Source organism: Streptomyces sp. NPDC003042 (assembly GCF_053591315.1).
This window is the reverse complement of record NZ_JBSFTP010000006.1, coordinates 169,599-177,080: the sequence shown is the minus strand read 5'-3', so window position 1 is coordinate 177,080 and position 7,482 is coordinate 169,599. Positions and strand designations below refer to the sequence as shown.

Here is a 7,482-nt window from a genome sequence, read left to right as displayed (position 1 = left end):
AGGCCGGCGCAGCCGTCCCGAAGCCAGGCAAGGCGCCCCGGCGCCGCGCCGCGCGAGGGCGGCGTCAGGAAACGGCTCCTGGACATGGTCGCGTCGATCCAGGGCCACCGACCCCCGGCGGTCCCCCGCCGGGGACTGGCCTGAGCCACCCCCGACGGCCGGAGGCCGGCGCAGCCGTCCCGAAGCCAGGCAAGGCGCCCCGGCGCCGCGCCGCGCGAGGGCGGCGTCAGGAAACGGCTCCTGGACATGGTCGCGTCCATCCAGGGCCACCGACCCCCGGCGGTCCCCCGCCGGGGACTGGCCTGAACCACCCCCGACGGCCGGAGGCCGTCAGGGATGTGGGGCCGGTGCCGGCTACCTGCCGGCTTCCTTCGTCACCAGGGCGATCGCCTCCTCCACGTCGTCCGTGACGTGGAAGAGGTACAGGTCGCGCTCGGAGGCCTTGCCCTGCGCGATGACCGTGTTCTTCAGCCAGGCGATGAGCCCGCTCCAGTACTCCGTGCCGAACAGCACGATCGGGAACCGGGTGATCTTCTGGGTCTGGACCAGGGTCAGCGCCTCGAACATCTCGTCCAGCGTGCCGAGTCCGCCCGGCAGCACCACGAAGCCCTGGCTGTACTTCACGAACATCGTCTTGCGGACGAAGAAGTAGCGGAAGTTCAGTCCCAGGTCGACGTGCTCGTTGAGTCCCTGCTCGAAGGGCAGCTCGATGCCGAGGCCCACCGAGATGCCGTTCGCCTCGCGGGCGCCCTTGTTGGCCGCCTCCATGGCGCCCGGGCCGCCGCCCGTGATGACGGCGAAGCCGGCGTCGACGAGCGCGTGACCGATCCGTACGCCCGCCTCGTACTCCGGCGAGCCCGCCGGCGTGCGGGCCGAGCCGAAGACGCTGATCGCGGGCGGCAGCTCGGCGAGCGTGCCGAAGCCCTCGATGAACTCCGACTGGATGCGCAGGACCCGCCAGGGATCGGTGTGCACCCACTCGGAGGGCCCGGCCGTGTCCAGCAGCCGCTGGTCCGTGGTACTGCCCGCCCGTACCTGGCTCCGCCTGCGCAGCACCGGTCCGAGCTGCTGCTCCTCGGGCTGGTGACGAGCCGAACCTTCAGGGTTGCCCATGATGTGCTCCCTCCTGCTGATCGTTGGATCAGGTTAGGCGCACAAAGGTGGCCGGAAGGGGAATTTACGAGGTCAGCCAGGCACGGAGTCGTTCCTCGCAGTGGAGGATCGCCTTCGTCTCGACCCGCTCGTCGACCTTGTGGGCCAGCAGGGCGTCGCCGGGGCCGTAGTTGACCGCCGGGACGCCCAGCGCGCTGAAGCGGGACACGTCGGTCCAGCCGAACTTCGGCATGGCGCGGCCTCCGACCGCCTCCATGAAGGCCGCGGCGGCCGGGTGGGCGAGACCGGGCAGGGCGCCGCCGGAGGAGTCGTCGACCACGAACTCGGCGATGTCGCAGTCCGCGAACACCTCCCGTACGTGCGCCAGCGCTTCTGCCTCGCTGCGGTCGGGGGCGTAACGGAAGTTCACGGTGACCGTGCACGCGTCCGGGATGACGTTGTTGGCGACGCCGCCTTCGATGCGGACCGCGTTGAGGCCTTCGTGGAACTCCAGGCCGTCGATGACCGGCTTGCGGGGCTCGTAGGCCGCCAGCTTCGCCAGGATCGGGCTCGCGCTGTGGATGGCGTTGGAGCCCATCCAGCTGCGCGCGGAGTGCGCGCGCTCGCCGGCCGTGCGGAGCAGGACGCGCAGCGTGCCCTGGCAGCCGCCCTCGACCTCGGCGTTGGAGGGCTCCAGCAGCACCGCGAAGTCGCCGGTCAGCCAGTCGGGGTGGGCTTCGGCGACCTTGCCGAGGCCGTTGAGGTGGGAGGCGACCTCTTCCTGGTCGTAGAAGACGAAGGTGAGGTCCCGGTTCGGCTCCGGCACGGTCGCGGCGATCCGCAGCTGGACGGCGACCCCGGACTTCATGTCCGTCGTGCCGCAGCCCCACAGGACGTTGTTGTCGTCCAGGCGGGACGGGACGTTCCCGGCGATCGGCACCGTGTCGAGGTGGCCGGCCAGGACGACCCGCTCGGCGCGGCCGAGGTGCGTACGGGCGACGACGTTGTTGCCGTGGCGGTCGACGGTGAGGTGGGGCAGGCCCCGCAGCGCGTCTTCCACGAGGTCGGCGAGTACCTTCTCGTCGCCGCTCACGGAGGGAATGTCGACGAGCCGGGCGGTCAGCTCGGCAGCGTCCAGGGTGAGGTCCAGCTCGGATTCGGACATGAACCGACCCTAACGCCCCGGGATGTGCCGTAACCCGTCGCGTCCGGCCTCTGGACCGGTCATATGCCTCCAGTACGGTGGGCCGCGTGTCCGAGACCGATCACTCCCGTCCCCGGCGCCGTCGCCGCCCCTTCCGTCTGGCCGTGGCGCTGTTCGCGCTGCTCGGGGTCGTCGGCTATTTCGTCGTCCAGTACGAGTCCAACGGCGGGTCCGGTGCGCCGCGCTGCACCGTACGGGAGGCCCGTGGCGGGGCCGGGGGCGCGGCGGGCGCCGAGGCCGCCGGCGGGGGCGCGGGGCACTCGTACTCGCTGACCCCCGAGCAGGCGCGCCACGCGGCGACGATAGCGGTCGTCGGAACGCGCAAGGGGCTGCCGGAGCGGGCCGTGACGATCGCGATAGCCACCGCCATGCAGGAGTCCTCCCTGCGCAACATCGATCACGGTGACCGGGATTCGCTGGGCCTCTTCCAGCAGCGGCCCTCGCAGGGCTGGGGCACGCCGGAGCAGATCATGGACCCCGTGTACTCGGCGGGGATCTTCTACGACCACCTCGCGGAGGTTCCCGGGTATTCGCGGCTGCCGCTGACGGTGGCCGCCCAGAAGGTCCAGCGCAGCGGCTTCCCCCAGGCCTACGCGAAGCACGAGCCGGACGCGGTCGTCCTGGCCGCCGCCTTCACCGGGCAGGCCCGCTCCACGCTGACGTGCACCGCCCGCAAGCCCGCTCTCCCGGGCGACCCGGCGCAGGTGCGGGCCGCGCTGAGCCGGGACTTCGGGACGGCGGACCCGGCGAGGAGCGGCGGGCCGCAGGGCAGTTCCGCTCCCGAGGATCCGGCCGAGGTACGGCTGGAGGCGCGGGACACGCGGCGCGGGTGGGAGCTGGCCAATTGGGCGGTCGCGCACGCCGCCGAGCTGGGTATCCGGCGGGTCTCCTACGACAGCGTCGCCTGGATCGCCGGCGAGAACGACGGCCAGTGGATCCCCAAGGCCCCGGGCAAGTCCGGCGACGACGACCGGCGCAATGCCGGTCCGCAGGACGTACGGATCTTCGTAGGGGGCTAGCCGGCTCAGGACCTGACGGTCAGGCGTACGAGGGGTCACCCGCAGGGGGGTGACGGGCGGGGCCGGGCGCCGGGCGGCGGCAGACCGTGGAGTCGCTGGTCAGAAGGGGTACGGCGGGGCGGGAGGGGCATCCGACGCGTCGGCCGCCGAGCCGATAAGACGACGCATTACCCATCCTTTACCCGAGTGATCCGCAACTTGATCCACCCCGGGAGCGGTTGTACACGGCGTACTCAGCCGCTACCGCTTAGGAGCAACATGTCCCTCCCCCTGACCCGTCGGATCGCCCGTGCCGCGCTGCTCCTCGCCGCCGGTACCGCTCCCGTGGTCGGTGCGGCCGGTGTGGCGAGCGCCGCCGGCCTGGAGTCCGTGCCGCAGCTGGGCGCGCTCACGGCGCCGGACGCCTCGGGCACCACCGACGCCACGGCCGCGGCCACGGACGTCGCGAGCACCGCCACTCAGGCCGTTCCGGCCGCCGGCCCCGCCGGCGACCTGGCCGGCACCGCGGGCGGTCTGCTCGGCGGCCTGCCCGCCACCGGCGGCGGCCTGCCGGGCGGCGGCCTTCCCGGCGGCCTGCCGGGCGGTCTCCCGCTCGGCGGCTGATCGCCGCAGGAACGCCGAGGGGGCCGGGAGCACGTCTCCCGGCCCCCTCGGGCATTTCCGTCTGCCGGCGGCGCTCAGCCGAGGCGCTTGACCGCCGCGGCGACCCGCTCGTCGGTGGCCGTGAAGGCGACGCGTACGAAGTTCGCGCCCGCCTCGCCGTAGAAGTCCCCCGGCGCGACCAGGATGCCGAGCTCCGCGAGGTGGGCGACCGTGTCCCAGCAGGGCTCGTCCCGCGTCACCCACAGGTAGAGGCTGGCCTCGCTGTGCTCGATCCGGAAGCCGTGCGACTCCAGGGCCCCGCGCAGCGCCTCGCGGCGGGCGGCGTAGCGGCCGCGCTGCTCGGCCACGTGGGCGTCGTCGCCCAGGGCGGCCACGACGGCGGCCTGCACCGGCGCCGGGGTCATCATGCCGCCGTGCTTGCGGATCTCCAGCAGCTCGCCGAGCACGTCCGCGTCACCGGCGATGAAGGCGGCCCGGTAGCCGGCCAGGTTGGACCGCTTGGACAGCGAGTGGACGGCCACGAGGCCCTCGTAAGAGCCGCCGCAGACGTCGTCGTGGAGCACGGAGACCGGCTCGGCGTCCCAGCCCAGTTCCAGGTAGCACTCGTCGCTGAAGATCAGGATCCCGTGCTCGCGCGCCCAGGCCACGATCCGGATCAGCTCCTCCTTGGAGAGGACCTTGCCGGTGGGGTTGGACGGCGAGTTGAGCCACAGCAGCTTCAGGCCCGCCGGGTCGAGCTCGGTGGGATCGTCGTAGACCACGGGCTCGGCGCCGCACAGCCGCGCGCCGACCTCGTACGTCGGGTAGGCGAGCCGGGGGTACGCCACCTTGTCTTTCAATGTCCCGGTTCCCGCCCCGAGGCCCAGCTGGGTCGGCAGCCAGGCCACCAGCTCCTTGGAGCCGACCACCGGCAGGACGTTGCGGTGCCCGGCGGCGCTCGCGCCGAGCCGGTCGCGCAGCCAGCTCGTGATCGCGTCGCGCAGCGCGACCGTGCCCCACACCGTCGGGTAGCCCGGGGAGTCGGCGGCGCCGATCAGGGCGCGCTGGATCAGCTCGGGCACCGGGTCCACGGGCGTGCCGACCGACAGGTCGACGATGCCGTCCACGTGCGCCGCCGCCGTCGCCTTGTAGGGCTCCAGCTTGTCCCAGGGGAAGGCGGGAAGACGGTCGGATACTGCGGCCACGGTGGTCTCTGCTCTCTCTGCGCTGGGTGGGGAAACGGCTCGGTCCCGCGCGGCGGGTGTGCCGTACGGGACCGAGGGGCGCGTAGTGCCGTGAACGGTCAGTGCTCGCCGTTGATGCCGGCGGGCAGCGCGGCGATGAAGGGGTGGTCGCGCTCGATCAGGCCGAGCTTGGAGGCACCGCCGGGCGAACCGAGCTCGTCGAAGAACTCGACGTTCGCCTTGTAGTAGTCCTTCCACTCCTCCGGGGTGTCATCTTCGTAGAAGATGGCCTCGACCGGGCAGACCGGCTCACACGCGCCGCAGTCGACACACTCGTCCGGGTGGATGTACAAGGACCGCTGGCCCTCGTAGATGCAGTCGACCGGGCACTCTTCGATGCATGCCTTGTCCTTGACGTCGACACAAGGCTCCGCGATGACGTAGGTCACGCTCTCGTTCCTCCTCGGTAGGGCTGTCCATTCGCGCGGGAGCGCGGCGTCGTCGATGCCCGCACCTAGTATCTCCGTTCCGGGGCACGATCCGAACAGGAGGGGCGGACAGAGCTTTGGAAATCACTGCCGGTGGGCTGCTGGAAATTCGTATCACCCCGGCTGACGTGGGAAAACGAGTGTCTGTACGACGGGTGGAGGGCGGCCGGAGCGCGCCCCCGGCGTTCACCGACACCATCGGGGTTCTCACATCCTGGAACGAGGGTGTGCTGACGATCACACGCAAGGACGGCGTGTCCGTCCACATCGCGGAATCGACGCTGGTCGCGGGCAAGACGGTGCCGCCGGCGCCCGCCCGCCGCAAGGGTCCCGCGGCCTCGTTCGAGGAGCTGGCGCGGGTGACGGCGCGGGCCTGGCAGCCCCTGGAGAGCGAGCCGCTGGGCGACTGGACGCTGCGCGCGGCCGGGGGGTTCACCCGGCGGGCGAACTCCGTGCTGCCGCTCGGCGACCCGGGGATACCCCTGGACGAAGCACTCGGGCGGGTGACGGCCTGGTACGCGGAACGTGATCTTCCGGCGTACGTGCAGGCCGCGACGGGCGCCGTCGGCACACAGGAGCTGCTCTGCGCGGAGCTGGAACGGCGCGGCTGGGGCAACGAGGTCTCGGCGGAGGTCCGGATCGGGGCGCTGGCCCCGGTGGCGGACGTGGACGCCGACGTGTCGGCCGTACGCCTGACCCGCGCCCCCGACGAGGCGTGGCTGGGCCGCTACGGGAAGGTCCAGGACCCGGCGCTCGCGCGGCGGATGCTGGTGGAGGGGCCGTCGGTGTGGTTCGCGTCCCTCGCGGACGGCCGGGCGATCGGGCGGTGCGTGGTGGACGGCCGCTGGGCCGGTTTCGGTGCGGTGGCGGTCGATCCGCGGCACCGGCGCCAGGGGCTGGCGACGGCGGTCATGGCGGCGCTCGCGCGGCGGGCCCTGGAGGAGGGCGCCTCGGCGGCGTGGCTCCAGGTGGAGACGGCGACAACGTCGGCCGGCGCTGCGGCGCGCGGGCTCTACGACGGGATGGGCTTCGCGACCCATCACGCCTACCACCACTTCCGGGCGCCCCGGTGAGCGCGGAATCACGGGAGCGGTTCGCCCGGGAAGCCCGCTCGGAGCGCCCGGACCTGTCCCTGCTGTGCCTACTGCTGGCGGCGGAGGCGGATCCGGCACTGGACGAACGGGCCATGGACTGGGCCCAGATCGAGCTGGACCGGCTGGCGGGGATGCTGCCGTACGGGCTGCGCGACCCGAAGGCCTGGGCGTCGGCGGTGACGGAGCTGCTGGGCGGCCGGCAGGGCTTCCACGGCACTCCGGCGGACTACGACCGCCTCTCCTCCTCGCTGCTGCACGAGGTGCTGCGGCGCCGGCGGGGCCTGCCCATCCTGCTGTCGGTGGTGTGGCTGGAGGTGGCCCGGCGGGCGGGTGCGCCGGTCTACGGGCTGGCGCTGCCGGGGCACTTCGTGGTGGGCTTCGGCGACCCGGAGGAGGGTGTGGTCGTGGACCCGTTCGCGGGCGGGACCTCGCTGGGCGCGGGTCCGGCGGAGCTGGCCGCGGGGCCGCGGACCCCGGCGCGGACCCTGGACATCGTGCTGCGGATCCTGAACAACATCCGGGCCTGGGCCGCGGCGCGGCCGGAGCAGTCGGGGGTGGCGCTGTGGGCGCTGGACCTGGCGCTGCTGCTGCCGTCGCATCCGGCGGCGCTGCGGTACGAGCGGGCGCGGCTGCTGGTGGAGCGGGGTGCCTTCGCCGAGGGCGCCGTCGAGATGGAGGCGTTCGCCGAGGTGATGGACGCGGTGGACGCCGCCGACGCGGCCCGGATCCGGGCCGAGGCGCGGGCGGCCCGCGCGCTGCTGAACTGACGGCCGCCCCGTAGCCGCCGAAGCCCGTGAAGCCGCTGAAGCCCCTGCCCGG

General features: G+C 73.0%; 8 protein-coding genes. 4 read left to right on the top strand and 4 right to left on the bottom strand.

Annotation, left to right across the window (positions count from 1 at the left end; all coding sequences use genetic code 11):
* Nucleotides 1-354: 354 nt before the first annotated feature.
* Both ACWDYJ_RS05750 and dapE read right to left on the bottom strand, forming a co-directional pair.
* A complete protein-coding gene (locus ACWDYJ_RS05750; protein ID WP_451564203.1) occupies nt 355-1,113 on the bottom strand; it encodes an LOG family protein in 759 nt (252 codons plus the stop codon).
* A 64-nt stretch (nt 1,114-1,177) separates the two neighbouring features.
* The gene (dapE, locus tag ACWDYJ_RS05745) at nt 1,178-2,257 is read right to left on the bottom strand and encodes a succinyl-diaminopimelate desuccinylase (protein ID WP_451564202.1); all 1,080 of its coding nucleotides are present in this window, start codon (nt 2,255-2,257) and stop codon (nt 1,178-1,180) included.
* Nucleotides 2,258-2,343: 86 nt separating this feature from the next.
* Here dapE and ACWDYJ_RS05740 point away from each other — a divergent pair, with 86 nt between their 5' ends.
* Both ACWDYJ_RS05740 and ACWDYJ_RS05735 read left to right on the top strand, forming a co-directional pair.
* Nucleotides 2,344-3,315: a hypothetical protein gene (locus tag ACWDYJ_RS05740; RefSeq protein ID WP_451564201.1), complete on the top strand. Its 972-nt coding sequence runs from the start codon at nt 2,344-2,346 to the stop codon at nt 3,313-3,315.
* Between the two features lie 258 nt (nt 3,316-3,573).
* Nucleotides 3,574-3,918 (top strand): ATP-binding protein, encoded by a 345-nt coding sequence (locus ACWDYJ_RS05735; RefSeq protein ID WP_451564200.1) that lies wholly within the window; start codon nt 3,574-3,576, stop codon nt 3,916-3,918.
* A gap of 74 nt (nt 3,919-3,992) precedes the next feature.
* Here the strand turns inward: ACWDYJ_RS05735 and dapC are convergent, their stop codons facing one another.
* Complete coding sequence (gene dapC / locus ACWDYJ_RS05730; RefSeq protein ID WP_451564199.1) at nt 3,993-5,102, bottom strand: succinyldiaminopimelate transaminase; 1,110 nt, start codon at nt 5,100-5,102, stop codon at nt 3,993-3,995.
* Between the two features lie 98 nt (nt 5,103-5,200).
* On the bottom strand, nt 5,201-5,530 hold the full coding sequence (fdxA, locus tag ACWDYJ_RS05725; protein ID WP_030713714.1) for a ferredoxin: 330 nt from the start codon (nt 5,528-5,530) through the stop codon (nt 5,201-5,203).
* A gap of 116 nt (nt 5,531-5,646) precedes the next feature.
* On the opposite strand from fdxA, the gene ACWDYJ_RS05720 reads away from it, so the two are divergent.
* Entirely contained in the window at nt 5,647-6,642 is a 996-nt protein-coding gene (locus ACWDYJ_RS05720; RefSeq protein ID WP_451564198.1) for a GNAT family N-acetyltransferase, read from the top strand.
* Nucleotides 6,639-7,430: a transglutaminase-like domain-containing protein gene (locus ACWDYJ_RS05715; RefSeq protein ID WP_451564197.1), complete on the top strand. Its 792-nt coding sequence runs from the start codon at nt 6,639-6,641 to the stop codon at nt 7,428-7,430. The genes ACWDYJ_RS05720 and ACWDYJ_RS05715 overlap by 4 nt, the downstream gene beginning before the upstream one ends.
* Nucleotides 7,431-7,482: the final 52 nt, after the last annotated feature.

What these genes read in the sequence shown, in the direction of transcription:
- ACWDYJ_RS05750 (WP_451564203.1), bottom strand. Translation starts at nt 1,113, where the DNA reads ATGGGCAACCCTGAAGGTTCGGCTCGTCACCAGCCCGAGGAGCAGCAG.
- dapE (WP_451564202.1), bottom strand. Translation starts at nt 2,257, where the DNA reads ATGTCCGAATCCGAGCTGGACCTCACCCTGGACGCTGCCGAGCTGACC.
- ACWDYJ_RS05735 (WP_451564200.1), top strand. Translation starts at nt 3,574, where the DNA reads ATGTCCCTCCCCCTGACCCGTCGGATCGCCCGTGCCGCGCTGCTCCTC.